Source organism: Stenotrophomonas maltophilia (genome assembly GCF_023518235.1).
In the GTDB taxonomy this organism is placed as follows: Bacteria; Pseudomonadota; Gammaproteobacteria; order Xanthomonadales; family Xanthomonadaceae; genus Stenotrophomonas.
Window position 1 is genome coordinate 1,730,729 of record NZ_CP090423.1, and the last position, 26,241, is coordinate 1,756,969.

Genomic DNA, 26,241 nt, shown 5'->3' on the forward strand with positions numbered 1-26,241 from the left:
GAACAACAAACTCGAATTGTTAAATCCTGCTTCGGCAATTTGACAAAAACGTCAATTTGTCCGAATCTCAGATCTATGGAACCACGTACTCCCGGACAGCTCGTTACCGCCCTCCTCAAAGAGAAGGGCTGGACCAAACGAACCTTGGCGATCGTTCTGTCGGTCGACGAGTCGGTCATCACACGAATTGCTTCAGACAAGAAGCCGATTACCGCCGATCTGGCGCTCGGGCTGGAAGAGCTTTTCCACGTCCCGGCGGAGCGCTTTTTGGCACTTCAGAAAGACTATGACTTGGCCCTGGCTCGAATCGCATTTCAGCCAAGTCCCGAACGAGCGATGCGAGCCGAGATCTTCGGCTCCCTTCCGATCTCCGAGATGATCAAACGGGGGTGGCTGAATGTGGAGAATCCGCGAGACGTGGCCGCTGTTGAAGCGGAAGTCGCGCGATTCTTCGATGTCAAAGCTGTTCCCGACATTGAGTTCATGCCTCATGCCGCAAAGCGGACTCAGGTGGCAGCGACTGCTACGCCTGCGCAGCTCGCATGGATTCACCGAGTGAAGTCAATTGCCGCTGAAATGTTGGTGCCGAAGTACACACCAACGACAGGGAAGGCCGCGATCGAGAGACTCAAGCCGCTCCTGCGTTCCGCCGAAGAAGCTCGCAAGGTCCCTCGCATCCTTGCGGAAGCGGGTATTCGTTTCGTAGTCGTCGAGACGCTGCCATCGGCAAAGATCGATGGCGTATGTACTTGGCTGGCTGATGATGCGCCCGTCGTGGGCATGTCCATGCGCTTCGATCGAATCGATAACTTCTGGTTCGTGCTGCGCCACGAGCTCGAGCATGTCCTTCGTGGCGACGGGAAGCACACGCCTGCCCTCGATGTTGAGATGGACGGTAGAACGGACGCCGCGGTCGCCGAAGAGGAGCGGGCGGCGAATTTGGCGGCATCTGCATTTATGGTGCCGCCCGAGAAGCTGGCCGGATTCATCGCGCGCAAGTCGCCTCTGTTTTCGGAACGCGACATTGTTGGGTTCTCCGCGCTCCTAGGTGTTCATCCCGGACTCGTAGCTGGACAGCTACAGCACGCTACTGGGAAGTACGATCGTTTTCGGAGCCACTTAGTAAAAATTCGTTCGATCGTCCTCCCGGGCGCATCGACCGACGGGTGGGGCGACGTCGCGCCCTTGGGTCAGTAGGAGGTAGCTCTATGTCTACAAAGAGTCAGCGCTTACAGAACATCATCAAGCTCTACAAGCAGCGTACGGGCAACTCGTCTGTCGTCATGCAGGACGTAGCGAAGTTCGCTGCCGAGATGGGCTGGCAGCTTCCCAAGCCTAAAGATCCTATCGATCTCCTGGCCGAGGAACTGTCCAAGGCCGCTCGAGAAGAGATCCGAAAGGATGAGGTCACCGGCCGTCCCTATCGTGCGAATCTTGCAGTCACGACGAACAAGCCCGACGGCACGCAGTTCACCTTCTGGACTGATATCGACGAAGCTCCGCGCCATGTCGCGCATCGTTCGTTCACCCAGCGCCGCGATCAGATGATTGGTGACGCTCTTCAGCTGACCTTTGATGCGACCCATTGGAACCGCGTCCATGCAGATGAAGAGCCGATCAACATGGTGCTGGACTTCACCGACGACGTCGCGGAAAAGATGACCGCAATGGATATTGAGGACGAGGCGGCTTAACGCCTCTCCTCCCCGACCCAAGGCGCGCAATGGAATCGACCCAAACCTGGAAGTTCATTCAGACAATAACCCCGGCGCTAATTGGCTTTGCGGGCGTCTGCGTCGGCGCGGGCATCACTGCACTTCGGGAGTACCTCGTCGGTAAGCGTAAGAGCAAAAGCGACGGTGCGTACCTAGCGGCAATCGTTGGAGGAGCATTAGACACTCTTATTTCCGGTTGCAGCGACGTGGTCGGTGATAGCGGCCAGGTGGATTCCGAAGGATACAGTCATCCAAGAACCGAGCATCCCCAGTTCGATCCGCTAAAACTAGACGTTGAGTGGCGCACCATTCCGCCGGATCTCTTGTTCGACATTCAAGATTTGCCCTACCAGCTGCTTTTCGCCGAAGGGGCTATCGGCGCTGCCAGTGAGTACGCCGCAACGCCGCCAGACTATGAGGAGTTCTTTGAGGAGCGGCAATACCAGTTCGCGCGAATAGGACTGCACTGCATTGATATTGCCGATCGTTTGCGCGCACACGCGAAGTTGACCGCCAGGTCAAAGGCCTATCAATGGGACCCGAAAGAGTACTTCCAGCAAAAGATCGACAAAATCGAAGCCCAGCGTGCCAAGCCTAACTCCTTCCCCGATTTTGCAGTTGCGGCGACTGAGCCAACTCCGGGCCCTTGAATCCCCCCTGCGCTAGATCGTCTCCAACGGGCTTGCTACCAAAACTCGACAAAATCAGCCAACCTCGCCCTGTCGGGTCGGGGTGTCCCTACACGCCCCGGGCACAGCCGGCCGGGCTACCCTCCGGCCATGTGCGGCCGATTCGTCCAGCTCCCAGTGATCGACTTCGGCCAGCCGGGGCTGGCTGACCTTGCCCCCGGCCTGGCCGAGATCCAGCCCAGCTACAACCTGGCGCCGACACAGCGCGCATCGGTGATCCTGGACCGCGGCGAAGGCAGGCAGGTCACCCGGCTGGCGTGGGGCCTGCTGCCGTTCTGGGCAAAGGCCAAGGGCCTGCAGGGATCCACCATCAACGCCCGCATCGAGACGGTGGCCACCAAGCCAGCCTTCCGGTCAGCGTTCAAGAAGCGCCGCTGTGTCATCCCGATGGCCGGCTACTACGAGTGGTCGGTCAGCCCCGAGGACGGCAAGAAGGATCCGTGGTTCATCCACGCAGCCGGGCCGCTGCTCGCCGCTGGCCTGTGGGAGGACACCAGTCCCTTGCTGCCCGACGGCAACCTTGGCACCTTCACCATAATCACCGGCGACAGTAGCGGCGTCTCTGCCGACATTCACGACCGCATGCCGGTCTGGTTGCAGGCCGGCCAGATCGATGACTGGATGGCCGCCGGCGCCGACGACGCCATGGCCATGCTCCTGGCCAGCGAGGCACCGGCCATGGAGGCCTACCGGGTCAGCCGGGCAGTGAACACGCCGAGGAACAACCGCGAAGACTTGCTTCAGCCGGTGGAATGAGGCCGGGTCGCATCGACCTCGACCCGGCCATCTACCTCACTTCAGCGAGATGCCGCGCGGTGCCAACCGCGCGCGGCTGTGGGAATAGACGCTCATCATCTGGGCTGCAGAGTCGGCCAGGTTGGGCTTTACCAGCAGCTCGCCCACTCGCAAGTCTGCGGGCGTGTAGGTGCTGGAGCTGTTGAGCGGATTGCCGATGGCAATGTGATTGGTCCCGGAGACCGCCTGTACCGCCGGCCACGCGACCTCGTAGACCACGCTGCCGACGCTGGTCAGGGTTTTCGAGACCCCTGCCTCCACTCGCTTTGAGAGGCCCAGGAATATCCAGTCGCCCACCGCCGTATCAGCCGGCACGCCGTGGTTCACCAGAACGGTTCCGCTCGAGTTGCGCAGAATCGTACACACGTTTCCGTTGCCGTCGATCCAGATGCCGGCGCCTTGGCTCGCGAGGCTGATGTTTCCTACCACGATCACGTTCTTACCAGCGACTGGGGCATAGCGCACGGCCGCATAGAAGGTCTGGACGGTGGCATCGGCAACACTGGAAATCAGCGCATTCTGGTAGCTCGGCAGGTTGACGTAGTTGGGTCCCCACGTGTGCGACACCCCCTGTGCGGTGAGCGTCGCATCGCCGCCGTATGGGACAAGGCTCGACCCGTCGCCTCCAAGCAGCCAGTGCGCGTATCCAGGCTCAGGCGCTGGTGTATACGGATACAGCTGGGTTGCTCCATTGATGATAGGCGCGCCAGGAGTGTCCTGACCGAGCGGGTAAACAGGGAAGATGTAAGGCATATCAAGCTCCTTTAGGCCGGAATCACGTCGCACTGGAAGTGAGGAGAGACGTTGTAGAGCGGGTAGTCGCTACCCGCGAACGTGAAGGACGCAGGATCGCTATCGACCAGGTTCCCGCCGGCGGAGCCCGAGTAGTTCACCTGACCGGTCGGCAGGTAATCGAGGCCGTAGCGCAACTGGACTGCTCCGGTCGGAACGGACACCAGGGTGATCACCACTTCATCGCCAGCCTTGTTGATGCCGATGCTCTCGATCGCGCAGCTACCGTTGGCATCACGCACCAGGAAACCGTAGTCAGTGGTCTGGCGCAGGTTGCCGTCAACCAAAAGCCGGAGGGGTGCCACCGGGATTTCCTTCGGCTTGTACCTCAGAACCCTGCCGCTGAGTATGGCGTAACCGACGCGCAGCCAGGTAGGACGGTAACCGTCCAGGATCTGCGCTACCTTCTTCGCCGCGTACTCTCCAACCCAGTAGCTTCCCAATGCAGTCAGGTGTCCATCGGAGGCGAGCGGCAAGTGGTACAGCGCAGTGAGGTGGAACGCGCCAGGCGTCTGCTCGCAGAAGGTGATCTGGTCCATTGTTGCGTGTGGGCGCTCGCGAAGCGTCCGCGCATAAGTCTGGTAGACACCCACCCATGGAACAAAACTGGATCCAGTCGCTGCCTGTACCTTTGCCGATACCGCTTCGTGCAGTTGCTGGAGCTTTGCCAGATAGACGCCCCCAGCCATCGCGGCGTCCGCATTGTCGCCCTCGCCCTGCAGGTAGAGCCAGCACGGCAGGCTGTAGGTCATGCCAGCCGCCATAGAGAGCGCGCGCCCTTGGTCAACGGCGTCGCGCAACACCTGGAACCATTCGCCGAGGTCCGATGATCCACCCGGCAACAGGTTGTTGATGCTGGCGCTACCCTTGCCATTGGCTGTGGCCAACCAGCGCGGGCCGGCGGAACGCCAATCCACACCACCCAGCGCGAGGCGTCGCGTCAGGCCGTTCGCCCACGCCGAGCACGGTGTTTCGCCGTGCTGTGGGCTGGCCACACCGTCACCGGTCAGGGTGTTTTCGATCAAAGGCACCAGTGAATCCATGCCCGGGAGCTGGCCAACGCTTCCGGCCTTGGTCGACCTCGGCCCTTGGGAGAACGTCAGGTTGTAGAACGGCTGGCTGGTACTGACGGGCGGAATGCTGTTCACCCCATTACTCAGCGACTGGCCGTAGCTCAACAAGTGCATGACTCCCGTCACTGGTACTGGCTCGACGGGGACAGGAGCCGCCCAACGCAACGACCGACTGGAAGGATCTTCTCCGTTCACCAGCAGCGACTTGGTGTCCACGTCGTACTCGACATTGGCCACTACGCTGCCCCCACCGTTGGTCGTTCCCACCAGGGGAATCCGCCGCGATGCAGGTGCCGAGTAGGTATCCGTCCCCATCGTGCCGGCCAGGTTTGCGTTGATCTGCATTTCCGCCGCTGGACCGTCAAGCAATGGAGTTCCATTCACCAAGACCGTCCTCATGTCGACGTCATACATCACGTTCCCGACCACATCGCCGACAGTATTAGTGGTTCCGGCAATCGGAATTCTGCGCATCAACGGCACTGAGTAGGAGTCGGAAAGGTACTGCTGGGTCTGGACAAGGTCTGCTTGGTCTGCCTTCTGAGTCAGCATGTCAGCGCGGAGAAACTCCCAGGCGGATCCAGTCCAGCGGTACTGACCAGCGCCCGTGCCGTTCAGCGCGAACCCGCCCTGCCCAACGTATGAGCCGGGCACCGCCTGCAGATCGGCCAGGGTATTCGCATAGATCGCCTGCGTCTGTTGTCCAGCCTTCAACGCCTCCACCTCAGACGGTAAGCCCGTTGCATCGATCTTCCCATCAACGAAGGTGCCAAGTACCGAAGCTGGTGCCTGAGCGTTCATCCCGCTCTCAAGCACGGCAATCTTCGTGCCCGATCCAATCACCGCGATGTCCGGATACTGGCTAAGTTCTTTCTCTGCCACGGTGTTACCCCTTTCCGATGAGTTGATAGCCGTCGCGCCCCAGCAAAGGCGCGCCGTCGCTGCCGATCAGCAGCTGCAGGTTGTTGCCGGGCTCGAACTCGAAGGGTTCGTCCGGTTCATAGGTCCGAAACTCAAGGGCGACGCCCGCAGCAGATGGCACCCATTGCCCAACGTTGCCGAGGAAGAAGTCGTCTTCAGTAGGCTTGCGACCGATGTGGATGCGGATACGCGCGGTCCCGATGTCTTCCACTGCGATCCGCGCCACGTCGAACAAGACCCTCAGTGCAGCTTCGATCTGCGGTGCAGTACCGAAACCGCTGTCTACCAGGACCTTCCAACGCAGCAAACGCCGGTAGTTGTCGTCATCCAGCGTCGAACCACCGGTGTAGAGCCCCGACCCGACCCGGTACATTGGAAACTCTCCGAAGCCGCCAACGTTTGGCTGTCCTTGGAAGCCAAAGTGCCAGATGGCTCGCGTGTTGCTGATCTGCCTCGGCCGGTCCAACAGTTCGCCCAGGCCATCCAGCTGCCTTCCCACGGCCGTATCCAGCCACCGGTCGTCCCGCAGCTGCCTGAGCGCTCCTTGCAGCGTTGTCATCGGCTGGATCAGCGCCAGCACAAGTGAGCGTAGCCGCTGGGACTGTTGGAACTGTGCCGTCCAGTTCGACCACGCGATGGACCCATGGTCCTGCTGAAGGTCCATCAGGTCACCTCAATGCGCGAGGGGTCAAACATCGCCCGCTGCTGCGGATGAATCGTGATGTTCTCGGCCTGATATGCGCCGGGCGCCGGCTGAACTGCCGGACTGGTCGACGTGGCAAACAACAACGTGGCGTAGGCCACTCCAGGTACGCCGTAGACGGGACGATAGAACGACTGCCACACCACGTCGCCTCCGATGCTCAGCTGCCCGCCAAAGGCGGCCAGGCCGGCGGCGATCTCGTTCAGTCCTGCATCCGGGAACGCTTGTTCCTGCGGGTCAAGCAGGGTGATCGATGCCTTGATCCATACGTAGACCGGCACAGGTCGGTCGAACCGGATGACCGCTTGCAGTCCGGAAGCGGTCTCCACGGGAACAGCGAGCGCGCCATGTGTGGCGATTCCGGCCGCCTTGGAATCTCGGATCGCCTCAGCAATCTCAAGGTCCAGCCCCCCCTCCACGATGACATGCACCGAGTGCGGCGGCCTGCCTGCCATATCCGCGTAGTCGCTGGTGTTCTCATACGCGACGACATTGGTAACGCCGGCGGCGTCTGCCCGCACCCGTGCAGCGATTGCCGGGAGGGTCGCTCCTCCCATCCGGTACAAGCCTTTCCCGTACCGATTGCGCAGAGAGGAATCGCTTTCCGCTGGAGCCCCTGCTGCAGCCGGCGACGGGTTGTTTACCGACGCCCACCCGGCTACCGCTGTATCGATCACAGTCAGCGTTCCCGGATCAGCTCCCAACGTCGATGGCTGAAGCGTCTCAGCCAAGGCAGGACTGCCCAGGATGCCCAACATCAGGTTCGGCGTGAAGCCGAGAGGGAATCCTGTTCCATCAGCGGCGATCAGTCGCAGCTGTGCTCCATCCACCGACGTCGCAACGGTGGAATCGGTGATGGCCATGGCCAGTCCGTTGAGGATCTGTGCCTCGGTGGCCCCGCCCGCCGCGTTGTAGGTGTACCCGACGCCGTCGATGTAGACCGTGTAGGCCTGCGCAACAGGCGGGCCGCTCAGGCTGACCGTAGCGTCGGCGGTGTTGGACCTGGTGATCCTGCCCTCCTGCGCCAGACCCCACTGCTCGCCGCTAACCGCACTCCGGATACGACTGCCGGCCGGAACCACAGTGCCTCCCTCCCCATAGAGCACCACGTACCCACGCGAGGGGGTGGCGCCCTCTCGCTCAGCCCCAGTCAGGGAGACCGCATTGTCCAAGTTCACGCCGCTCGCCGAGCTCGGGTAGGTTGCTCCATATATCCCCTCGGACAGTTCCCAGAGAGCCGCCTCGCGCTCGGCGAACGTATCGATCAGAATCCCCATCACCGAGTCGGGTCGCGTCTCGATGTCGCCGGAGAGTCCGGCCGCCTGCAAGTTGTTCCGCAGCGCTGCAATGATTTCGGGCCTGATATCCGCCAGACGCTTGCGGATGAACCCGGCCGGGGTCACGCCGAATTCGGCCATGTGCTACTCCAGTGTGATGGTGTCGGCGATGAGGCCTTCGTCTGTGTTGGCCTGGAAGCTCACCTCCAGCTGCCGGCGCTCGCGATCGATGTTCAACTGCATGCTGGTTACCCCTGTGACGCCGGGAACGTCGTTTATCCGCTGTCGGAGCACCGCCTCGATCTCGCTGCGGTTTGGCCGCTTGACCAGAATGGATTCCAGGTAGGGGACGCCGAACGTGACGTCGAGGAAGTACTCCCCGAACCACGTCATCAGGGTGACCTTGATCTGCTGTCGTACCCGGGAAGCGCCGTCCACGAGCACAACGTTGGTGCCGTCCACGGCAAGGTCGTGAGCCGCATTAAGCTTGAGGTCCAAACTCATTTCTGCGGCTTCCCAGAAGTACCAGTGCCCGGCGTGACACCGGTCGTGATGTGCTCGATCAGGCTCACGCCGTCTGCGGTGACATCGCCCGTAGCGTCCAGCTTTCCTCTGAGCAGAACGTCCGCATCGATGGTCAGGCCCGCAGGAGCAGAAATGCTAGCTGCACCGCTTGCCGTGATGGTGATATCGCCTGCGGGTGATATGGTGATGCTGGCCGAGCCGAACTGGACCACCAGGTTCTCGGTGTCGACCTGCTGCACGCCAGGCCGACAGACTGGCGTCGCAAATGCGTCGCTGAGATCGAACATCCTGGGATCTCCCGGCTCTCCGTCCGTCCCGGAGAGCCAGTTCTCCAATGCCCGCTCGGAGAAATGGAGCGTCACGTCGTCGCCAGCCGCCAGCGGCACCGAGATGGTTGCCTGGCCAGCCATTCCGCGCGGAAAGTGCACGGGGACGCTCACAATGCTGGGCGCCGCCAGCGCCTCGCCTGAGGACAGTGCCTTGCTGAGCGCGGGCGCAACGACAGCAGCATGCCCGTCGAAGCTCACGATCTTGCCGGGCAGGCATGTGTGTACCTCTGCCAGCTCGGTGGCGATCAGCCGCCGAAGGTCGGATGCCTGACTCATAACATCTCCACGATGTGCAGGTCGGTTGTCCAGTCACCGCCGTGGTAGTCGCCACTGTGCGAGACTGATTCGACGCGCCAGATCCCCTTAACTTGCCGGCTGTCCATGCGTACCCGGTCGCCCGGATTCAACCAGGGAAGCAGCAGCGACCTGACGCGCCACCCGTCGCGACGCTGCCGCTCGGATCGGACAGTCCTTCCACCGCCGGCATCCTTCTCTCGGCTGGCCTCGCGCACGCGCTCCGGTGACCCGATAAGTCCGGATGCAGCGTTCAGTACAACCACGCTGCGCTCGGTTACACCTTTGGTGGCCACCACCTGCAGCGTCTGGTTCTGGATTGACCATTCCAGGCCGGCTCCCCTGCATAGCTTGTGCAGTGCGGCTCGGGCAGGCCCGTAAAAGCTGAACCCGTGCTCCCATGCCCTCGCCGTAAGAGACCGAGGCATGTTCAGCACCAGTCCCATCTTTCCCGCCACGTCTTGAATGATCGTGGCCGAAGTTGCTCCCTCCCCATAGCTCAGGCTCACTGCGCTGTCGCGCAGCTCTCCATATCCATCGGCGATAGCAAGTTCAGTGACCACATCGGGCGAATCGAAGCGAGTGAAGGCATCTACCACCGTACCAGCCGCCAGCAGGATGGCCCCACTCTCTTCCTCGTATCCCGCGTAGAGATAGGCGCGAAGGTCTGGCTTCTCCAGTGCTTTTCGTGTCGACGGAGCGAGGTTGTAGATTCGGATCGAGTGCACATTGGGATCTTCTTCAGCATCCTTCTGCACGTCGAACTGGATCTGCATGGGCGGCAGGATGGTCGTGCCCTGCCCACCCGGAGGCCCAACGACCAGGCGGTAGGTTCGGCGGAATCGTGGCATCAACGGATCTCTGCAGCGGGAACGTAGATGAGGCTGGCCAAGCCATTCAAGAAGCCTTCGCGCGGAATGCCGGCGGTGTCGCCGAGTACCAGCGCCATCAACTCTCCGGCAGGCAGCGGTAGGTAGTGAAATCGAGCGAGCAGAAGGACGTTCGGCACTACGACGATGCCAGCTACAAGAGTCTCCTGGTTGTAGTTCTGGACCTCCATGGCCCACTGTTCGGCTTCGCTATTCCAGCTGAGTCGGATGAAGAACGTCTCGCCGTCGAGCTCGACCTCCAATAGCTGATCGTTGGCATCGATCGTGCTGATCTTGAACATCAGATCACCCCCGGAGAAATACCATCGCCGCCAAGACCGAGCCCTTCGTTGACATACTTGGTAGCCTTCTGGCGCTCCTGCTCGGCCATATCGTCTGTGCTGGCCTTTCCTCCACTGGTACGGGTAGACCCTGCTTTACCCTTAGCCTTCGGCGACGCCTTGTCCTCAGGCACAGTCTCCGTTATCAGCTGCGCCTTGACGATCTTCCGGAATTCGCAATCGATGGAGAAGTGATCGCCCTCGTTGGTGCGACCGATACGGCAGCGCTCCATCACCATTTCAGTGTAGGTATCCATTCCGGTGCTGATCGTGATCAGCTCCCGCGCCTTGTGGAGGCGGCGCAGGATGTCCTTCGCCTGCACCAGCTTCTGCCAGCCATTGGCGCCGAAGACAGTGATCTGTGCCGAGGTCACCACGCCCGACAGCGACAGCTTCTCGGCATCGTTCGACACATTGTCGGTGATGGTGGTGCCATCCTCGACTGGGTAGACAGTCGCATAGCTGTCGAGCACCGTGTCTTCGCTGATGAGGGCATCAAGCTCCAGCGCCCCAACAGCGGCGCGCGTTCCGAAAACGGAACTGAAGGTCAGTGCAGTGAGCGCCATGATCAGTATCCAATCGCGATCCAGCGGGTTGCCGTCTCGACGGCCGTGCCCACCATAATGGTGGCTCCAGTGGCACTGAGGTTGTAAATGGCACAGCCTGCGTCGGCAGTCGGACTGAAAGAACCGCCGAGGCAGGCGACCCCAGCAAGGCAAGCATTAGGGAAAGCCCTTGGGAAGTTGAAATTCCTCGCGCTATCACCAGGCACTCCAACCACGCCCCACTGAATAATCAATCGAGCCTGATCGTCGTTCGACAGAAACTCGAAGTGGCCCACGTCGCCCATCACATGCTGAGCAGCATAGAGAAACGCGTCCATTCCCAGATTGGACCTGGCGCCAGCGCCATCATCTGCGCCTGTCCCGCCCTTGTTCACCGGTAGGATGCCGGCCAGATCAGGCAGGTTGATATCTGCCTGCACTGCATCGACGATTCGGCCCTTCTGATCAACCTGGAAGCGGCCGACACGGTTCGACGCACCGTAGATTCCTGCGGTCACGCCGGTGTTGTCGAGCGCGTGCGTGTGGCCATCCTGATCCGCATGGTTCCCTGAGGCGGACGTAACCGACTTAGGCGCTGCCGACGCGGCAATCGGACTTAGTTGATGAGCAATGGCCGCCTGCAGAGTGTCGGTGTTTTCGGCAGTCAGCGTGAGCCCGGCCGCGTCGGTGACACCCTTGACTTGGTTGAACAGCCACTGTTGTCGAAGGCCATCGCCGCGGTGCACAGCGTTGAACTGCTCCACCGCCGGCGGCACCTGCCCGATGAATCCCCACCCTGCCCGTACAGCCTGCTCGGTCAAATCGGCGACCGGACCGTCTACCGCCCAGGTGACAGTGAAACCTTGGAAGAATTCCATGCGCCGTCTGGCCTCATGTTGCGGGCACGGCCACGGCCAAAGCCATGGCGCGCGCCGAGTGGTTTAGAAGCTCTCGACCGGCGTCGGCAGCTGGTACTGGAAGCCGGTCATGGCCTTGCTGGTGCCGCGCTGAGCGGCCGCGCCGTAGGCGGCAGGGTTGGCACCTGGCGGCGCGGTAACTTGGACGCTCGCGGTCTGGGTTACTGTCTGGTTCACCGCAGAGCGGCCCGCATTCACTACAGAGCCAGGCGACACACCGCCGAAGATGCCAGCCGTGCTCGCTGCCATGTTTAGGCCACTCATTGCCCAGCTGGGAATCGCTCCGGTGAGAGCGGCCCAGCCGCGCTGGAATGTGCCGACAATGGCGTTCCAAGCCTGAGCGACCATCGTTCGCACCGATAGCGCCGCCTGGCTCACGGCGGAAAACGCGCGTACCAGCATGGTTACCAGGCCGATCACGAGCCTAAGGTTCAATGCCAGTACCTGGCCGAACACCCTCCCGTTCGCTGTCGCGTTGTCTAGCTCCTGCTGCGTGGCGATCACGGGAGCAAGCAGTTCCATGAACCACCGCCAGACCCGGCCGAGCAGCACCGCCAGCTCCGCAAACACAGGCGCGAGGGGCTGGAAAGCTGCGACGAGTTCCTGCATCGCGGGACCAATGACCGAAGCGAACCCCTCCCACACACCGATCAAGAACGCGCTGATGGGTTGCCAGTACTTGTAGATGGCCGCGGCTGCGGCTGCGATGGCCGCGACCACAATGAGAACCGGGCCGGCACCGATGGATCCGATCGCCGCCATCGCAGTGGAGATCGACCGAATGACCCGCAGGAAGCGCAGGCCCACAGTTCCCAGCTTCGCGAAGGCCTGTGCCGTTCGCCCGCTAGCCAACCGCGAGAAGAACAGGATCGCGACTCTGCCCGTCCGCTGCAGGAAGCCGAGCACGGTTCCAAGCGCACGGAACACCTTCACCGCAGCGTAGCTTCCGGCTATCGCTGCCAGAGCGGCACCGATCTTGCCCATGTTCTCGATCACAGACTGAGCGACGACGTTGAATCGTTCAGCAAGCCGATACTGCTGATTCAGCTCGCCCGCGCGCCGCATGAAACTATTACGGATCTGCGTCATGGACCTGGAGAAGGTCATAGGCAGACGCTCGAACTCGCTGTCGATCTGCTGGGTCTGGCGCAAAAGGCCATCTGCGATGGCCTTGGACGTGATCTTTCCGTCCTGACCGAGCTGTCGAAGATTTCCGACACTGGTGCCGAGAGCATCCGCAATCGCCTTGGCCAGACGCGGCGCCTGCTCGAGGATGGAGTTCAACTCCTCACCGCGCAGAAATCCGGTGTTCATCGCCTGTCCGAACTGCACCAGCGCAGCGTCCTGCGACGCTGCCGACCCGCCACCGATGGTCATCAGCTTGCTGACGTTGCTCGATAGCAGCAGGGTCTGATCATTGCTCAATCCGAGGGAATCGCGTCCTCTGGCCATCGAGACGAAGGTATCCGCCAGGGAGGGGAACATCTGCCCCGTCCTCTGCGCAGTTCGGAACAGAAAGTCGCGAGATCGGTTGCGCGTGTAGTCGTCAGGCGTTTGCAGGCCGATCCGTGCGTTCGTGCCAGCCCAATCGTCCGATGCGTCGGCGAATGCCTTTCCCGTGGCCAAGCCGATCAGGCCTTGGATCATGCCGCCGACGCTCCCGAAGTCGGCGCCTACTGAGCGGCTGCGCGAAGACCTTGCTTCACGATTCAGACGCCGCTGCTTGGCCTCCACCCGATCCATCTGACGCAGGACCTCGCCGTATCCCTGACGGGCCCCCTGCCGCAAGCCAATCCCGAACTCCCGGGCTTCACGGGTCAGCCGGCCCATCGTGCGGGTCAGCTGGTTGCCAGTGCGGTTCATGCTGGCCAGCTCGCGATTGGCGACCTGTACGCCGCGCTTCAGCTGGTCGTTCGCGGCTTTGGCGGCCGTGTTGACCGCCCTCTCCGCCCGGCGGTAGCCGTCGACATACTTCTTGAGGTTTCCCTCCCGCAGCTCATAGCGCAGGACGGTGACCAGCTCACGCAAGGCCATGGCTACTTCCCTTTTGGCTTCTTGCTCGCGGCCTCCGATGCCTCGCGGGCATCCAGCAAGGCGTTGAGCTTGATTAGGTCCATCAGATCAACCGTTCCTTGGTTGACCTCGGTCATGGTGACGATGCCGGCCATCACCGGCCGGAAAATCAGGAACTCGCACTCTAGTTCGGGCTCGAACCGTCCAACAGCCCGCCCAGCTTCTCCCCGAGGCCCGACCCAAAGAGGCCGAGCCATCGCCCCAAAGGGCCGGCGAAGTTCAGCTTGATGATCTCGAACAGAAGTTCCAGGATCTCGCCGAAGTCATCGAACGCGTCATCCATCTGGTTGGACGTCAGCTTCTTCGCATCACGCCCGCCCTTCTCATAGGTGACGCGTTCGGAGTCGATCAACCGGCCGCACCACGCGTCCAACCCTTTGCCGTCCAGCGATGCAGAGAAAGAGCGGATCGCCCCCACCAGGACCGCTTCATCGAGTTCGCCGTCGTCCGCGTCGGTCTTGCCGGCGGCAGCGGTCAGCAGGGTGCCAACCGCCGGCAGCAGCTCCTTCTGCAGGTCGCCGAAGATGCGCAGCTGGTCGCGCGGGGCGAAGGTCGTCAGGTAGAACGTGGTCTTCCCGATCTGCACTTCTTTCTTGGCCATCAGCGCGCGCCTCCGACGTGGTAGGTCGCGTCATTGGACGTTTCGATGGTCCATTCGCGGTTGCCGATGGCGGCGCCGAACTCGGTGTTCGGCTTCTTGACGACCCACGAGCTGGGATCGGCGATCAGCGTGCGGCCGGTCAGGTCGGTAATGGCCAGCGGCAGCGTCCCCTGCCCGTGCGAGGCCCGGTCGAAGTCGGCCGCAGCCGACAGTGCATCGTTGCTCTTGCTGGTCTGCAACAAGGTCAGCGTGATCTGCAAGGACCGGTTCTGCGACATCGAACGGCCCTTCTCGCCGTTGGCGCCCACCACCGAGGTGGTGCCGTCCCCCATCTCCTCCACCGAGATGAACGTGTCCTCGGCGTAGCCGGTGATGATGTGTGGCCCGAAGGTGATGATCACCTGCGAGGAATCGTAGGTTTTGACGCTCATGCTCGAGGTCCTTAGATGCTGTAGGAAAGGGTGCCGGTGATCTCGGTCGTGTGAATCGCGCCAGCCAGACGCGCGGAGAATTTGATGCCCTCCAGCAGCCGCTGCGACTTCACACTGTCGGCAATCTCGGCCAGGCCGGGATAGGTAATCCGGTACGACTCCAGCACGTTGTCGTTGGCGTCGGTTTCGCGCGGTGCGATGCCGCCGGCGGTGACACCAGCGTCCAGTGCCGCGCGCAGCGCGGTGACGATCACCTGGATGCCCGCGCTCGTGTACGGAATCTTGCCGTCGGCCTTCGCCAGGACGTCCACGATTCCGGTCTGCACGCGATCCTTGAGCCAGTCGCGGAAGCGGATGATATCGATCCACTCGCCACTGGCGACGGTCCCGTACTGGCTCAGGCCCAGATTGCGGAACTGTTCGTAGGTGTTCGCGTTCTTGCTGCGCACGATCTGCGACTGCCCCTCGGTCAGCGGGTCAGTCTGCACACCGCTCAGCCGCACGTTCGCCCAAGTCTCGGCACCAGGGTCATAGGTGAATCGATTGGCGGCGAGAGCAGCTTCCACCCACTCCGTGCCGGCGCTGGCGTGATACCACAGCGCCGTGCGGTTGTAGTTCAGGGCCTTCAGCTGGCTCGCGATATCCGCGTCGCCGGCGGTGATGATGCCGGCGTCGCCGCTGCTAGCCAGCTGCAGCTTGTCGTTTGCCTCCACCCAGGCGGCGGCTTCCATGATTTCGGCCGCAACTCGCGACAGCTGGATCAGGCCATACCAACCGGAATGGGCGGCCCGGATCGCCACCAGGGCTTCGGTGATGGTCTCGGTCGGGTCGCCGTCTTCGTCCACCGTGCGGCGGCCGACGTACACCTGATCGATCGCCCGATCCTGCTGGAACACAGTCTGGACGGCCTTGTACAGAGGATCGGTCAGTGCGACGCCATGCTCCAGCAGCTCGTCGGCGGAGGTGACCAGGAACACACGGTCAGCCGACGCAGGAAGCGGGGCGAGGAATAGCAAGTCGCTGAAGGACTGCTGATTGATCGAGGTGGTCGCCAGCGAAATCTCGACCTTGGCGATGCGGTCAATGGATGCCATTGCAGGTTGCTCCTGGGCATGGAAACGAACGCCTGGCGGCGCGGGAGGGCGTGGTGCAGATGCCGGGCGCTCAGGTGGCGCTGGTGGCGTCGAACGTGTCGACCAGGTCTGTGCCGTGGTCCTGCAGGGTCATCTCGCCCTGCACAGTCTTGATCAGCCCGACCTCTTCGTCGTGCTGCTTGGTGTAGCGGATGCCGATATCCAGCACTGCGCGGGGCTCGTACTTCGCCCCATCGCGCAGGACCGGTATGTTCTGCACCAAGTCGGTGGCGTAGACAGCAATGTTGGCCGCATACCCTGCCGCGACCATGTGTGGTCCCTTCAGGCGCTGAGACAGATCGTCAAGCGCATCGAAGGATCCATCTCCGAAGCACTGCAGTTCGACGGTGGCATCCCGGTGGGCGGCGTAGGTCTGAACCCCGTCGTCGCTCAGGTCTGCTTCCAACAGCGGCGCGCGCGGCGCCGTATCAACCCGAAGAGTGATGTAGGGCAGCTTGGGGCGAGGACCATTCTGGTTGGCGAAGATCACCTGCAGGGCGGTTGCCTTGGCGATCAGGGCACGGACTTCATCTTCGATCATGCGCCCTCCTCGCTCGACAGCTTCTGCCGGACGGCCAGATAGCGGTAGTGGTTCACGCCGCGCATGCCCATGTTCCAGTCACTGCCAGCGGTGACCAGGTAGCGATCGCCGCGGTAGATGACGATGTCGCCGTTGCTGTCGGTGTCGCCTGCAACAGCCAACTGCGTCCGGGTGTAGATCCGAACAGCCGACTCGACGCGACGGCCTTCGGCCAGCGCCTGCAGCTGGTCGTAGTCCTCCTTCTTGGCCGGCTGAATGCTGGCCCGAAAGTCGGTCTGCGTCTCCTGGCCGTCCTGCCAGCGCCCATCGATGTAGGCGCCTTCGCCCCGGGTGATTCGCGGATGCGTCCGTTCCCCGAGCATGCCCATCAGACCTTCTCCCAGCGGATGGCGTTGACCAGGGTGCCGTGGTCGACCAGTGGCACATCGCTGCCCTTCTGGGCGACGGTGGATGGCGCATTGGGCACGGCCCAGCTCTTCGATGCCCTGACGTGGGCCTGCTGTTGCTGCTGGGCGAACTCGCCCAGTTGCGCCAGCGCGGTGTCGATAGGAGCGCCCTGCTCCACACGTGTAGCGACTCTGTCCATGGCCATCCCGAGCACCCGCTCGTTCTTCTGGGCAAAGTCGCGGATGAAGGGTCGGGCGGGGATGTCCTGCGTCCCCAGCTCGTTGTAGATGGCAATGTCCAGCAGGCTGACCCCGTCCTGGGTGCCGGCTTTGGCCTGCACCCCGACCTTGATCCCCCGGCCATCCAGCGCATCGACCTGCTTCAGGTACTGCGCCAGGCCATCGCCGCTGCTCTTGGTTATCGCGGCCATCCGCAGCACCCCATTGGCGCTGGGCTCACCGTGATGGCGCCGAGCCTCGCGCAGATGTCGTTGAGAGCAGCCCATCGAGCGTAGAAGCCCGCCGGGTCAACGACGCCACCACCGGTGGCGCCGTCGAAGTAGGTTCGGCTGAGGTCGCCGTCCGTTTGGGATTTCACTCCCAGCGGGACGACCTCGCCGTTCTCCGCAGCTTCCTTCTGCTGCTGGCGGCTGTAGAGCAGCCACGCGGCGTACCACGCGACTGCTTCGTCAGCCTTCTGTTCTGTGAGGCAGGCCGGCCTGTAGGCCTCCGCCATCGAGATGGCCGTGGCCTTCTCTTCCGGCGTGGCGGTCAGGCCCGGGGCGAGGAAGTCCAGGATCTCGATGACGGTAGCCATGCGTCAGGCGTCCTTCTTGTCGCCGTCGCCGTCGGCACCGGCCTGTTTCTCGGCCTCAGCGATGGCGTCCTTCAGCTTCTCGACGCCCCAGTTGGCACCAGCGTTGGGAACGCCCAGTTCCTTGGCGCGAGCGACCAACGCGGCCTTGTCTTCGCCGTCGCCGCCCGTGCCGGCCTGCGCGCTGGCTGCGCCCGATACCACCTCCAGCAGATTCGCCTTGACCAGCTTGCCGAGGTTCTTCGTCGGCTGGGCGTCGAAGGTGCCGCCGGGGGCGATCACCTTGCCGTCGTGGACGTGGGCGCCCACGGACTTGTTCTTGTAGGTCGCCATCACAGCACCGCCTTGGTGAACGCGAGGGGGTAGAAGACCGAGACGCCGGCGCTGCGGGCCATGCACGGCACCACCAGCTCCAGGTTGCGGGCCTGCGCCGGCAGCTGGTTGAACTGCATCGGCACGTCGTGGGTGATGTTGTCCGGCGCGAACTCGCCGGCAATGATCAGATCATCGCCGCCCGGGCCAGCGCCCGAGAGTTCGGCCATCTCCTCGAACACCAGGCCCGGATGCTTGCGACGGAAGAACTCGGCCACGGTCAGGCCGTTCGAGTCCGGCAGGCGCTTAGAACTGATGATCGACAGCGGCTCGGTGGCCATCGCGAAGCGATTCGGGGTGTGCACACCCTTCGACTGCACGCGCACCGCGTTGTAGATCGCGTCCAGGTCGGCCAGGATCACGTCCGCATCGGTGGCCATGGTCCAACCGCCGGTGATGGTCGTGGTGCCGATGTTCGGGTGGTTGGTCAGGCCGAACAGTCCGTAGTCGGCATCACCCACCATGCCGATCAGGTTCAGCTTGATTTCCACCGCCAGGCGCGCGGCGTTGGCCTTGCGGGTCGGGAGATTGGCGCCGGTGGCGTTCGAGGCGATCAGCTCGTTGACGTTGTAGCCGTAGCTGTCACCGATGGTCTTGACCCGGATGGTCTTCTCGACGCGGGCCACGTCGGCGCGCGGCAGGTCGTCGGCGTAGTTGGCGATGACCTTGGCGATGCCCACCGAGTCGTAGACCGAGTAGGTCACGGTCTCGGCCCATTCGGGGACGTCGCTCGACGGCGGGACCAGCATCAGCCCCTTCATCGGCGGCAGCTTGCGGTCGTAGGTGCGGGTGCGGACGTAGTCCAGCTGGCGGGCAGTGAAGATGCCAGCGTCCTGCCGGACCAGATTGGCTCCGGTGTTCTGCTGGAACTGCGCCACTGCCGAGAGGTCAGCCTCGTCGTAGTGCTCGTGCATGGTGGTTTCCTGATATGCAGAAGCCGCGCGAAGGCGGCTTGGGAGGGGTGTCGGTTGCAGACCGGATTACGGAGCGGCCGGCGGCACCGCGAACGGGTTGTGCAGCTCGACCAGGGCGACGTTGGACGAAACGCCAGCCGGATCCGTGACGGCGACGATGCCGCTGCGGAACACCGCGTTGGGCAGGGCCGTGCCAGCGTTGGCCACCCGGCCATCTGCGGCGAAGGAGACCGGACCGTCGACGGTCACGGCTCCACCTGCGGCTACCTGTGCCCAGACATGGCCCTTGGTCATGACCGAAGCGCAGTCGTACTGGACATAGCCGGCACCGGTGATGGTGTGGCTGTGCAGGCTGATGCCGCGCACCTTTGCGCCAGCCCCTGCGACCAGCACGCCGCTCGCGTCCGTGCCAGTGACCAGGCCGAGGCCGAGGCCAGCAGCGCCAACCGGGAACGATTCGACGCGGTCGTCGCCCGAATCGCCCTTCATGCCCGCAAACGCGCGGGACTGGTAGTCCTCATACATGGGGAATCACTCCTCGGTGGTTTCGCCGCTGTTGCGGGCGATCATGCGCTCGCGCGCGGAACGGGCGTCCTGGCGGACTTCGGGGTTGATGCCGGCGGGGCGCTGGCCGGCCAGGTCCTGCCGCTGGCTGGCGGCCGCGTCCTGGCGCTGGCCCTTCTCGGCGACGGCCAAGTCGTAGGCGGCTTCGATGTATCCGTCGGTCTTTCCGGTCAGGTCGAAGCTGTCACCGCGCACCTTCTTGATCACCGCGCTGCGGATCTCGGTGTCGGTGGCGTCGGGCTTGAAGGCGGCGCCGACCTTGGTGGCGTTGTCTTCCAGCAGGATTCGGGCCTTCGCGGCCGCAGCGGCGTCGGCGCGGATCTGCTCGGCCGCCTTCTCGGCGTCGCCCAGCTTGGCCTCGGCAGCATCGGCGCGGGCCTTTTCCTTGTCGATGTCGGAGCGGGCGGCAGTGAGCGCATCCTGCGTTGCCTGCAGGGCGTTGGCGACCTCGGGCGCGGCATCGTAGGTGATGCCGGAGTCCAGGCGAACCTTGACCATGGTCATGGTGGTGTCTTCCTCGGTAGTGTCGGCGTCTGCCGCGTCAAGATTGAGCCGGGCGTTGCCCGCACGGCCACGGGGGACCAGGGCCAGATGGTTGACCCTGATGTTTCGCTGGATAGCGTCGTAGCGCTTGCCATTGATCTCGCCGGGCGTCTCCTCGATGTCGAGGGTGTAGCCCAGGCTCAGTTCCTTCTTGCCGGCCGCGATGGGCGCCGTGTCGTAGATCACCACGTCACCGCGCGCGTCGTCGCCATCCCGCCGGCCCTCGGTCAGGAGAGTCCCAACGGTATGCACCTTGGCGTTGCTGGCAGTGACCAGACCGGGGTGCCCGTCCGTGATCGGCTTGCCGCGGTAGCTGGACAGGGAATCCGCGTGGAAGACTTCTTCCGGCGGCCGGTACTCCCGGCGCAGCTTCCCGTCAGGACCTCGGTAATCAAAGATGCCCGTGCGGGTGAGGATCGGGGCGTCCTGGATGAATCCCTCGACGGTGGTGGTCGCCTTCAGCTCCACCCGATCAAAGCGTTGTGCGGGCATGCTGCCCTCCTAGTGAACAATGAGTGCGGCGAGGTCATCCAGATCCGGTAGCACCGCTTCTGCGCTGCACCGGCAACGAATGGGCTGTCCCGGGTGGCCGTCGTCTGGCGGCTGGTCCCAGCGATAGGTTTTTCCTTCGCGGGCCACGTGTTCGGAGCGCTCCCGACCGTCCAAGACACCGCGCCATCGGTACTCTTCGACCCCGATTCCTTGCTGTCGGGCCTGGGTGATATCGCCGTTCAACTTGCCGATTTGGTCCCGAGCAATCAGCTCGGCCCGGTGCTTCGGCAGGTCGTAGGTGTCGCGCACCACCTTGGCCACGTCCCTGAGGCTGCGGCCGGATTGGACCGCCGCCGTCACTCGCCCGCGTAGCTGCTCCACGTACTGCGTCGGTATCGACTTGATCAATGAGAGGTTCTCTGCCTCCCAGACGCGCATCAGGTCCCGTAGATCGGGATCGGCAGTCAGGATGTTGACTCCGTACGCAGAGCGCAGCACCGCGTGGAACTGCTGCTTGTTGAACGCGGTCGTGCGTCGCGCGAACTCGGCTACCAGCGGGCCAAGCACCTGGTCCTGCACTGACGACATCGAGGTGGCTGCGGACAGTGCCTGTACCAGTGATTCGTACCATCCGGTGTCGATCGACGGATCAGCCACGTCGCTTCGATACCCCAAGGCCCGGATAACAGTAGGGCCAACTGTCTCGGTCAGCTCCGTAGCGAGGGCGGTCAACATCCGCTCATAGTCCCGTTCGACGCCGGCCGGGTAGAGCCAACGCCGGGGCTTGCGCGCGCGCCTGCTCACAGGCCGCCCGCATAGCTCGCCGCGGTCCCCGGTGTGTTGTCCTTGGGGACCAGGCCAAATAGGCCGCGCTGTTCCACGTAGTTTCGAGCGTCATCCTCGGAAACCGCACTGGTGCCGGTGATCGCCACCACCGCCTCGGCCTCGATCTTCAGCGCCTCGGCTTTGGTCTTCGCGATGTCGGCCAACTCCTTTTCCGTGAGCTGCTTCAGCGGCGCCCACTGGACCTTCCAGTTGTCGGGCGCCTTGCCCGCCAGCGATCGCTGCGCGCAGATCAGCGCGATGACGCGCTCTAGCGCCGGCTGCATCCTCAGGCTGCGCAGCTGCTCGACCAGGTTGTAGTAGCCCTCGAAGTCGGCGTCGCCGGTGGCGTTCTGACCGCCCGGCGAGCGGCCGAACAGCAGAGTGACCGGGATGCCGGTCTCCGCCGACAGCGCGATCTGGAACTCCTGCAGGAGCTGATTCACGCCGCCGACGTTGGTGTCACGAATGTCGTAATCGTCCTCCGCGTCAACAGCGACGCTGTTTCGGACACCGCGCGCTTGGTCCACCATCGTCAGGCGCTTCTGGACGGCCTCCTCTTGCTTCGCGACGATGGCGGCGGCCATCCCCTTCATCTTGTGCACGGCCTGCTGCTTACGGCGCAGGATCTCCTTTGCCAGGTTCGTCGCTTCGACGTAGTCCCGGATCCGGCGGAAGGCTCGGGTGGCTGCCGCCCTGCCCCGCCATGGGATGTTGTCCTGCCGCATCTGCGCCGGCAGCGGCTCGCCCGGAACCTCGATGAGCCGCGACTCGTGCACCAACACCTGAGTGCCAGCACCTCGCAGCCGCAGCCGGTACAGCTCCGGCTGCCCGTAGTTGCGGGCGTTCGGGTCGTCGTAGGCCCGATCAATCGACACATCGTCGATGTCGAAGGCGCGCAATTCCTCGACGGTGTCCAGGCTGTCAGGCTTGAGCGGATCCCGCAGCAATCCGCCGTCAGCGGCAATCACGACAAGGCACCCGCCGCCTCTGAGGCGAGACCAGCGCGCGGCGTCGGCGAGCAATGGCAGCACGCTCAGGCGCTCCAGTTCTGCCTGGACGATGCCAGCAGTGTCGCCGGTGATGGTCACGCCGCCCTTGACCGCGTTGTCGGCCGGCAGATCCACGACGCGAGCGGGCAGCCCGCCCTCGGCGTACAGATGGGAGTCGCTGACCAGCGCGGCGGAGACAACCGCGCCGAGGCTGTTGGCGCCCAGCACCGCATCCATGTATCCGTCTTGCTGCAGGTGGGTGCTCATTGGGCCTGTGCCATGAAGAGGGCCAGTTCATCGTCCAGGGAGTTGAAGGCGCGCGAGCACGCGTCCACCTGGTCGTCAAAGTGGCCGTTGGGGAACATCTTGAATTCGTTGAGCAGCGCCTCGTTCCACGGCGCGCGGAGCATCTTCACGTTGCCGGCGTTGACCTGGGCGGCGAAGCCTGCCGCTCGGGTAGCCTTGTCCCCGCTCTCAAGCGAGAAGGTGGCGGGAACCCCGTAGAGCTTGCGGCTCAGATGCATGACCTGCGCCTTGCCCGCCTGCCCAGGATCCTGCGGGATGGACTGGAGGACCATATCGGCCTTGCCGGTATTCCCGATCGCCGTCTCCACTTCGTCCGGACCCATGCGCTCGCGCAGAACGTCAGCGATGTAAATGACACCGTCCTGACTTCGGCCAAGCTTTGCGCCTACCGTCCAATCACCTCGCTTCATCTTGGCTTCTGTTCCGGCCAAGTCCCACCCGCGCACGCACTGCAGGCCAGCGGGAAGCGCATCGACCGTTTCAATCTTGGCGGTCTTGATGATCCCGCCGTCGCCTGGAGATGGCTGCTGTTGGTACTGACCCGAGAACACATAGGGCATCGATTCGCGCATGCGATTGAGGTCGGCGGCGGTGTGCTTCTCAGGCCACAGCGCCTCTCCGTCCTCCGACAGCGCCTCAAAGCAGACGTGCTCCCAGACCTCGCCGTTGCCGCCTGGGCATGCCGGTTCGCCGGGCTTGCGACCCAGCAGCCAGCCAGCGAGGTCGCGTTCGTGCAAGCGCTGCATGATCACGATGATCGGCGTGTCAGCGCTGTTCACTCGCGACTGCAGGGTATTGTTGAACCAGTCCAGCACGCCTTGGCGGACGGTGTCGCTGTCAGCCTCACCCGGCTTGTGCGGGTCATCGATGATGATGGCGCCACCGAAGCCAGGCCGAGCCTTGCCCGCGCCGAAGCCGGTGACAGTGCCCTCGGCACCGGTGGCGTAGACCACTCCGCCCTTGGTTGTCCGCCAGTCCCCCTTGGCGCTGCTGTCCTTGCGCAGCTCGACCTCGGGGAAGATCTCCCCGTAGACCTCGTGCTGTACCAGCTCGCGGGTGTTGGCGCTGTTGTTCAGTGCCAGCGGTGCGGCGTAGCTGATATGGATGAACTCGGAGTCCGGCACCTTGCCCAGGCACCAGGACATCCAGTTCACGACCGCCAGCTCGGTCTTGGAGTACCGCGGCGGCAGGTTGATCACCAGCCGCTTGCACTCGCCGCGATAGACCCTGTCCAGGGCGGCGCAGAGCTCGGCGTGGTGCCGGGCGCGCATCCACTGAAAGCCCTTCTTGCGGAGGAAGGTGTAGCGACTGAAGAAGTAGAAGTCCTCACGCGCCAGCTCGGCCGCAACCAGCTTCTGCTGAGCCGTCAGCTCGGGCACTTCACACCTCCTGCAGCAGCTTCTTCGCCTCCTCTCGGAACTGGCCGGGGGTCATGTCGGCGCTCTGGATCGGCCCGCCGTTGGGGCCGCTGTGTTCAATCTGCTGGCGGTTCGTGTAGGCCCCGCCGGTCTCCTTGGCCGCCTGCTCGATCAGCTGGGCCGCCAAGGCCATGTTCTTCATGCTTTCGGCCTTGGCCGCCATACGGTTCAGCGCCCGAAGGCGCACCGCCCGGTTCGCGATTGGAATTTCCGCCGTCTCGGCCTTGAAGCGCTCTCGGGTGCTGTTGAAGAGGTCAACCCAACGCTGCGCCAGCTTCCGGCCAGCGTGCTTGGTCGGGGCGTGTGACTCCACCGTCTGGCGACTGACCGTCTGGCCGAACTCGTTCTTGACCGCCTCCACTACCGTGCTGGGCGTGTCGAAGCACGCCAGCTGCTGGACGATGAAGGTCTTCACCTGGGCGTCTAGGGCGGGCATATCTGTTGAGCCTTGTCGTGCCCGGTCGTGTCTATGCCGCCTTCAAGAGGCAGGTCCCGCAAGACCGGGCGATGTTGATCTTGGCCACCTCGGGCGGCCTGCTTGCTGCGTCTACCATCCGCTGGACCTCCTCGCTGGCTCCATACCTGCGCACCACGCCGACGAACTCGCCCACATCGTGCCCTCGCATGGCCAGGCAGGCGGCGCCGTCCCTGTGGAACTTCGGGGCACCGTACTGATCCGTCTCCTGGCTCAGGTGATAGAGCTCATGCTCGACCAGCGCGCAGAAGTCGGTATCGCTGCACTCGGCGCAGTAGTCGGCGGCCAGGGTGATGACTGCATCCGGCACCCGGCCGAACCAGTCGACCATCTGGCGCTCCATACGGGCCTTCTGCCACCCACCGGCCCGGAAGGCGACCAGCTCGGCCTGCCCCACCACGGCCCTGCCCTGCTTGGTGAACGATGAGGACGCCCAGAGGACTCCAACGTCTGCGCCTTGGAGGTGCTGGTGATCCGGGTTGTGGAGGTTACCCCCTTCGTCCAGGACCTCCCCCTCTATCCATGCCCAGACCTCGGGCGCTGGCCTGAACTGCTGGGTCAGGTCCTCAAGGTCTATGTCCAGCATGCCTGAGGGCGGCATTGGGCGACTCATCAGCTACCATCCTGAATAAACAAGGAGCGAACTCATGCAATACGCACCAGCCGAGCAGCAGGCTATTGTTCTGGCGATCAGCAACGGCAATGACGTCACGGTCGAACAGCTGCGCTGGGCAATCGAGCAGGGCTATGTCGCTCTGGTCAACGGTGACGAGGTCGAGATCACCAATGAAGGGTGGAAGCTGATGGGCGCGTAACGCCTTCTGCCACACTGCCCCCGAGTGCCAGTCCCACTTCAGGGCACCGGCTTTCCCTGAACCTGGTCGATTGCGTCAAACTGGGCTTCGTACTGGTCCAGGCAACGCTTCCGGCCGTTGCTCACCTCGAATACGGCGGACGGCGCTGCCTCTTTCACCCACTTGCAGCGCATACGCAGCTTGGCGTCGATAGGCACATAGGTGGCCACCGGAACCTTGATGACGGCAGCTGCCGGCGGGTTCGTCTTGGTGGGTGCGGCCTGGCACGCGGCCAGCAGCATTGCGGCCAGGAATGGGGCCTTTCGGATCATGTTCGTCACCCTCGGTTATGCTGCGCCCACTCACATGGAGGACTGACATGGCGCTCATAGGTGCCCTTACGGCTGTGCTTGCGATCTATCTCGCCATCCTTGCCCTGCCCATTCGATCTGGCGCCAAGCGCCAAATCGGGCGCCTCCTGACCTTCGCGGCTTGGGCAGTGGCTCTCTGGCAGCTCGCTTGGAACACTGCTCTGGACGCTGTCGCACCGAAGGTCATGACTGCGCTCGCAAGTGATACGACAGCGCTGAACCAGGTCTTGGGTATTCTTGGGGCCACCCGCGCGGAAAGCGGATTGGTCTGGTTCTGCCTCGGCGCCGCCGTGCTGGCCAGCCTGAGAGTTACCGACCACGCCTTTCTGCGCGAGATAGTCACCAACGTCAAAGGGCCGATCGGTGTTGAAACCGGCGACGAACCCGATGACAAGCCCGGTAAATAGCGCACCT

Annotated in this window: 34 protein-coding genes; 6 read left to right on the forward strand and 28 right to left on the reverse strand. The window is 63.3% G+C overall.

Going from position 1 to position 26,241, the window contains the following annotated elements; genetic code table 11:
• Positions 1 to 75 precede the first annotated feature (75 nt).
• The 4 genes from LZ605_RS08055 to LZ605_RS08070 all read left to right on the forward strand — a co-directional run bounded on the left by LZ605_RS08055 (position 76) and on the right by LZ605_RS08070 (position 3,160).
• The gene (locus LZ605_RS08055) at positions 76 to 1,197 is read left to right on the forward strand and encodes a helix-turn-helix transcriptional regulator (protein WP_249844396.1); all 1,122 of its coding nucleotides are present in this window, start codon (positions 76 to 78) and stop codon (positions 1,195 to 1,197) included.
• Positions 1,198 to 1,208: 11 nt separating this feature from the next.
• A complete protein-coding gene (locus LZ605_RS08060) occupies positions 1,209 to 1,694 on the forward strand; it encodes a hypothetical protein (protein WP_111118821.1) in 486 nt (161 codons plus the stop codon).
• 29 nt (positions 1,695 to 1,723) lie between these two features.
• The gene (locus LZ605_RS08065) at positions 1,724 to 2,365 is read left to right on the forward strand and encodes a hypothetical protein (RefSeq protein ID WP_249844397.1); all 642 of its coding nucleotides are present in this window, start codon (positions 1,724 to 1,726) and stop codon (positions 2,363 to 2,365) included.
• Positions 2,366 to 2,494: 129 nt separating this feature from the next.
• A complete protein-coding gene (locus LZ605_RS08070) occupies positions 2,495 to 3,160 on the forward strand; it encodes an SOS response-associated peptidase (RefSeq protein WP_249844398.1) in 666 nt (221 codons plus the stop codon).
• Positions 3,161 to 3,196: 36 nt separating this feature from the next.
• Here the strand turns inward: LZ605_RS08070 and LZ605_RS08075 are convergent, their stop codons facing one another.
• The 27 genes from LZ605_RS08075 to LZ605_RS08205 all read right to left on the reverse strand — a co-directional run bounded on the left by LZ605_RS08075 (position 3,197) and on the right by LZ605_RS08205 (position 25,275).
• A complete protein-coding gene (locus LZ605_RS08075) occupies positions 3,197 to 3,952 on the reverse strand; it encodes a hypothetical protein (protein WP_249844399.1) in 756 nt (251 codons plus the stop codon).
• Positions 3,953 to 3,963: 11 nt separating this feature from the next.
• Positions 3,964 to 5,946, reverse strand: a complete 1,983-nt coding sequence (locus LZ605_RS08080; protein ID WP_249844400.1) for a hypothetical protein — start codon at positions 5,944 to 5,946, stop codon at positions 3,964 to 3,966.
• Between the two features lie 4 nt (positions 5,947 to 5,950).
• A complete protein-coding gene (locus LZ605_RS08085) occupies positions 5,951 to 6,649 on the reverse strand; it encodes a DUF2612 domain-containing protein (RefSeq protein WP_249844401.1) in 699 nt (232 codons plus the stop codon).
• Positions 6,649 to 8,106 carry a hypothetical protein gene (locus tag LZ605_RS08090; protein ID WP_249844402.1) on the reverse strand — a complete coding sequence of 486 codons (1,458 nt, stop codon included), beginning with the start codon at positions 8,104 to 8,106 and terminating at the stop codon, positions 6,649 to 6,651. Before LZ605_RS08090 ends, LZ605_RS08085 begins: the two co-directional genes overlap by 1 nt.
• Before the next feature lie 3 nt (positions 8,107 to 8,109).
• Complete coding sequence (locus LZ605_RS08095; protein ID WP_249844403.1) at positions 8,110 to 8,469, reverse strand: hypothetical protein; 360 nt, start codon at positions 8,467 to 8,469, stop codon at positions 8,110 to 8,112.
• Complete coding sequence (locus LZ605_RS08100) at positions 8,466 to 9,095, reverse strand: Gp138 family membrane-puncturing spike protein (protein ID WP_111185572.1); 630 nt, start codon at positions 9,093 to 9,095, stop codon at positions 8,466 to 8,468. The genes LZ605_RS08095 and LZ605_RS08100 overlap by 4 nt, the downstream gene beginning before the upstream one ends.
• On the reverse strand, positions 9,092 to 9,964 hold the full coding sequence (locus LZ605_RS08105; RefSeq protein ID WP_429001139.1) for a phage protein: 873 nt from the start codon (positions 9,962 to 9,964) through the stop codon (positions 9,092 to 9,094). Before LZ605_RS08105 ends, LZ605_RS08100 begins: the two co-directional genes overlap by 4 nt.
• Positions 9,964 to 10,284: a phage baseplate plug family protein gene (locus LZ605_RS08110; protein ID WP_249844405.1), complete on the reverse strand. Its 321-nt coding sequence runs from the start codon at positions 10,282 to 10,284 to the stop codon at positions 9,964 to 9,966. The genes LZ605_RS08105 and LZ605_RS08110 overlap by 1 nt, the downstream gene beginning before the upstream one ends.
• Positions 10,284 to 10,889 (reverse strand): phage baseplate protein, encoded by a 606-nt coding sequence (locus LZ605_RS08115; RefSeq protein ID WP_249844406.1) that lies wholly within the window; start codon positions 10,887 to 10,889, stop codon positions 10,284 to 10,286. Before LZ605_RS08115 ends, LZ605_RS08110 begins: the two co-directional genes overlap by 1 nt.
• Positions 10,890 to 10,891: 2 nt before the next feature.
• Positions 10,892 to 11,746 carry a gp53-like domain-containing protein gene (locus tag LZ605_RS08120; RefSeq protein WP_249844407.1) on the reverse strand — a complete coding sequence of 285 codons (855 nt, stop codon included), beginning with the start codon at positions 11,744 to 11,746 and terminating at the stop codon, positions 10,892 to 10,894.
• A 63-nt stretch (positions 11,747 to 11,809) separates the two neighbouring features.
• Complete coding sequence (locus tag LZ605_RS08125; RefSeq protein WP_249844408.1) at positions 11,810 to 13,819, reverse strand: tape measure protein; 2,010 nt, start codon at positions 13,817 to 13,819, stop codon at positions 11,810 to 11,812.
• Between the two features lie 163 nt (positions 13,820 to 13,982).
• On the reverse strand, positions 13,983 to 14,459 hold the full coding sequence (locus LZ605_RS08130) for a phage tail assembly chaperone (RefSeq protein ID WP_249844409.1): 477 nt from the start codon (positions 14,457 to 14,459) through the stop codon (positions 13,983 to 13,985).
• Positions 14,459 to 14,890: a phage structural protein gene (locus LZ605_RS08135; protein WP_249844410.1), complete on the reverse strand. Its 432-nt coding sequence runs from the start codon at positions 14,888 to 14,890 to the stop codon at positions 14,459 to 14,461. The genes LZ605_RS08130 and LZ605_RS08135 overlap by 1 nt, the downstream gene beginning before the upstream one ends.
• Positions 14,891 to 14,901: 11 nt before the next feature.
• Positions 14,902 to 15,984, reverse strand: coding sequence for a DUF3383 family protein (locus tag LZ605_RS08140; RefSeq protein ID WP_249844411.1), 1,083 nt, complete (start codon positions 15,982 to 15,984; stop codon positions 14,902 to 14,904).
• A gap of 70 nt (positions 15,985 to 16,054) precedes the next feature.
• Positions 16,055 to 16,564 carry a phage neck terminator protein gene (locus LZ605_RS08145; RefSeq protein ID WP_249844412.1) on the reverse strand — a complete coding sequence of 170 codons (510 nt, stop codon included), beginning with the start codon at positions 16,562 to 16,564 and terminating at the stop codon, positions 16,055 to 16,057.
• Positions 16,561 to 16,932, reverse strand: a complete 372-nt coding sequence (locus LZ605_RS08150) for a phage collar protein (RefSeq protein WP_080375266.1) — start codon at positions 16,930 to 16,932, stop codon at positions 16,561 to 16,563. Before LZ605_RS08150 ends, LZ605_RS08145 begins: the two co-directional genes overlap by 4 nt.
• A complete protein-coding gene (locus LZ605_RS08155; protein ID WP_171955589.1) occupies positions 16,932 to 17,381 on the reverse strand; it encodes a hypothetical protein in 450 nt (149 codons plus the stop codon). The genes LZ605_RS08150 and LZ605_RS08155 overlap by 1 nt, the downstream gene beginning before the upstream one ends.
• Complete coding sequence (locus LZ605_RS08160; protein ID WP_249844413.1) at positions 17,369 to 17,767, reverse strand: DUF4054 domain-containing protein; 399 nt, start codon at positions 17,765 to 17,767, stop codon at positions 17,369 to 17,371. Before LZ605_RS08160 ends, LZ605_RS08155 begins: the two co-directional genes overlap by 13 nt.
• Positions 17,768 to 17,770: 3 nt before the next feature.
• A complete protein-coding gene (locus tag LZ605_RS08165; protein WP_249844414.1) occupies positions 17,771 to 18,097 on the reverse strand; it encodes a hypothetical protein in 327 nt (108 codons plus the stop codon).
• Positions 18,097 to 19,050 (reverse strand): DUF2184 domain-containing protein, encoded by a 954-nt coding sequence (locus tag LZ605_RS08170; protein ID WP_171955592.1) that lies wholly within the window; start codon positions 19,048 to 19,050, stop codon positions 18,097 to 18,099. The genes LZ605_RS08165 and LZ605_RS08170 overlap by 1 nt, the downstream gene beginning before the upstream one ends.
• 66 nt (positions 19,051 to 19,116) lie before the next feature.
• Positions 19,117 to 19,575 (reverse strand): structural cement protein Gp24, encoded by a 459-nt coding sequence (locus LZ605_RS08175; RefSeq protein ID WP_249844415.1) that lies wholly within the window; start codon positions 19,573 to 19,575, stop codon positions 19,117 to 19,119.
• Positions 19,576 to 19,581: 6 nt separating this feature from the next.
• Positions 19,582 to 20,649, reverse strand: coding sequence for a DUF2213 domain-containing protein (locus LZ605_RS08180; RefSeq protein ID WP_249844416.1), 1,068 nt, complete (start codon positions 20,647 to 20,649; stop codon positions 19,582 to 19,584).
• A gap of 9 nt (positions 20,650 to 20,658) precedes the next feature.
• The gene (locus tag LZ605_RS08185; protein ID WP_249844417.1) at positions 20,659 to 21,384 is read right to left on the reverse strand and encodes a phage minor head protein; all 726 of its coding nucleotides are present in this window, start codon (positions 21,382 to 21,384) and stop codon (positions 20,659 to 20,661) included.
• 65 nt (positions 21,385 to 21,449) lie between these two features.
• Complete coding sequence (locus LZ605_RS08190; RefSeq protein ID WP_249844418.1) at positions 21,450 to 22,730, reverse strand: DUF1073 domain-containing protein; 1,281 nt, start codon at positions 22,728 to 22,730, stop codon at positions 21,450 to 21,452.
• A complete protein-coding gene (gene terL / locus LZ605_RS08195; protein ID WP_249844419.1) occupies positions 22,727 to 24,148 on the reverse strand; it encodes a phage terminase large subunit in 1,422 nt (473 codons plus the stop codon). Before terL ends, LZ605_RS08190 begins: the two co-directional genes overlap by 4 nt.
• Before the next feature lies 1 nt (position 24,149).
• Entirely contained in the window at positions 24,150 to 24,602 is a 453-nt protein-coding gene (locus LZ605_RS08200) for a DUF2280 domain-containing protein (RefSeq protein ID WP_249844420.1), read from the reverse strand.
• A gap of 52 nt (positions 24,603 to 24,654) precedes the next feature.
• Positions 24,655 to 25,275, reverse strand: coding sequence for a putative metallopeptidase (locus LZ605_RS08205; RefSeq protein WP_249844421.1), 621 nt, complete (start codon positions 25,273 to 25,275; stop codon positions 24,655 to 24,657).
• Between the two features lie 34 nt (positions 25,276 to 25,309).
• Between LZ605_RS08205 and LZ605_RS08210 the strand changes: the two genes are divergently transcribed.
• Positions 25,310 to 25,477 (forward strand): hypothetical protein, encoded by a 168-nt coding sequence (locus LZ605_RS08210; protein ID WP_170929481.1) that lies wholly within the window; start codon positions 25,310 to 25,312, stop codon positions 25,475 to 25,477.
• Between the two features lie 38 nt (positions 25,478 to 25,515).
• Here the strand turns inward: LZ605_RS08210 and LZ605_RS08215 are convergent, their stop codons facing one another.
• The gene (locus LZ605_RS08215) at positions 25,516 to 25,788 is read right to left on the reverse strand and encodes a hypothetical protein (protein ID WP_249844422.1); all 273 of its coding nucleotides are present in this window, start codon (positions 25,786 to 25,788) and stop codon (positions 25,516 to 25,518) included.
• A gap of 47 nt (positions 25,789 to 25,835) precedes the next feature.
• Here LZ605_RS08215 and LZ605_RS08220 point away from each other — a divergent pair, with 47 nt between their 5' ends.
• On the forward strand, positions 25,836 to 26,234 hold the full coding sequence (locus LZ605_RS08220) for a hypothetical protein (protein ID WP_249844423.1): 399 nt from the start codon (positions 25,836 to 25,838) through the stop codon (positions 26,232 to 26,234).
• The last annotated feature ends 7 nt before the right edge of the window (positions 26,235 to 26,241 follow it).